General features: G+C 47.4%; 2 protein-coding genes. Both read right to left on the reverse strand.

Going from position 1 to position 1593, the window contains the following annotated elements; translation table 11 throughout:
* On the reverse strand, positions 1–185 hold a 185-nt coding region (locus FYJ64_RS11465), incomplete at its 3' end, for a hypothetical protein (RefSeq protein ID WP_206045666.1).
* A gap of 68 nt (positions 186–253) precedes the next feature.
* Complete coding sequence (locus FYJ64_RS11275) at positions 254–1564, reverse strand: IS30 family transposase (protein WP_154575213.1); 1311 nt, start codon at positions 1562–1564, stop codon at positions 254–256.
* Positions 1565–1593: the final 29 nt, after the last annotated feature.

Here is a 1593-nt window from a genome sequence, read left to right on the forward strand (position 1 = left end):
GCTTGAATGAAAAGGTAACTTCCACATTTAAGAGAAAAACGACCGGCAGAGGCTGGTTTCATAAAATCAGGTATAGGAATCAGGCCTGAAATGCTGTAAAATTCAATTAGCCAATACGGGTTCATTGCATGACAAAAAGACGGGGCAGAGATTTGTGTAAAAATAAATTCTGCTTCGCTGAACAACTGTTCCGCCCGGCCAGGCGGAATAATAAGTCATGATCAGACCTGTCTGCGGCTGGATCAACTAAAGATCATTTTTTGAGAAGTGCTGGCTTGAGGATTACTTCGTCTGGGGAGACTTGCTGCAATCCTAAACGCGTCAGCGCTTTTTCACTGAGCAATAACTTTGCCAGATCAAAGGGGCATTTGCCATTCAGACCGTCACGGGCGACTGAGTTGATATGACAGGTCATCAATCTGACGGTTTCCTCTGTAAGGTCGTGCATGCTCCGGCCTTTTGGGATGATGTAACGGATAAATTCATGATTCTTTTCAAGTCGCCCCTTTTGGTTTGACTTGTATGGATCACAGTAGAACACGCGGCTCCTGCGCTTACCGTCCGGAGTTTTCTCAATGGACCAGGGATCCTTGAATTCAGGCCCATTGTCAGTGAGTATGATCCGGAAAGTCTTTCGAAAAACGATTGGCCCCAGTTTCTCATAGAGCATGTCGAAGACTGCTTTCACAGAAGCCTGGGTACAGGAGGGCAGGAGAAAGATCAGCATGAAGGAGGACTTACGAAACAGCAAAGTCATGAGACATTTGCCGGCATCGCGGCTTCCTTTCACAGTATCCATTTCCACGACCTCGTATTCCGGGAAAGCCTCGGTGTAACTGAGGAAATCTTTGTAGGTGCGCCGATTGCGGTAAGCGTACTTTACAGGGTTTTCGCCTCTGCGTTTCTTTCTGAGCTTGTAGCGGACCCTGCGTGGCAGATCCACATTTTTGACTGTGAACAGCCCCATATCCAGATAGTTGTATATGGTCTTGCGACTGCAGGGGAGTTTGTCTCCATACACAGAGAAGATATGACTGAGAGGCTGTCCATTACTGATAAGGGGGGAGATGAAATCGTCCAGTTCTTTCAATTGTTCCTCAGTCATATTGATCCCTTCCCGTGACTCAGACAGCAGAGCCTTGTAGCGTTTCTGAGCTTCTTCTGCCCGGTAGTAGTAATGTGTTGCCTGACATGTTTCCTGGATCCTGCAGCCATTACAGACGTAGGGTGGAGACTTCAGATCCTCACAGATGATCGGATCATAACTTGGGCAGAGCTTCGTACACTTATTCGAAAGACAATTTTTACAGGGAAGCTCGCATAGACCGCACAGGTATTCGACATCACAGGAACTGTAGTGAGCGCAGTCGTTGACTCCATCCCTGGCATAAAGACCATCGTTCCACTCAAGAAACCTTCTGATTTCCAGCGAGATCGTTGTCGGGTCTTTGCCAAGTGCCTGGGCGATCATCCTGAAATTGTCTCCGCGAATCAGAGCCTGTTCGATGTAGATACGGTCTGACAGTGTCAGATGCTTGTGGTCACTTTTGATATCTTTACTCATAAAAACCTCCTCATTGCGCAGACAGGTGA

It is taken from the genome of Hornefia butyriciproducens (assembly GCF_009695915.1).
Classification (GTDB): domain Bacteria; phylum Bacillota; class Clostridia; order Peptostreptococcales; family Anaerovoracaceae; genus Aminicella; species Aminicella butyriciproducens.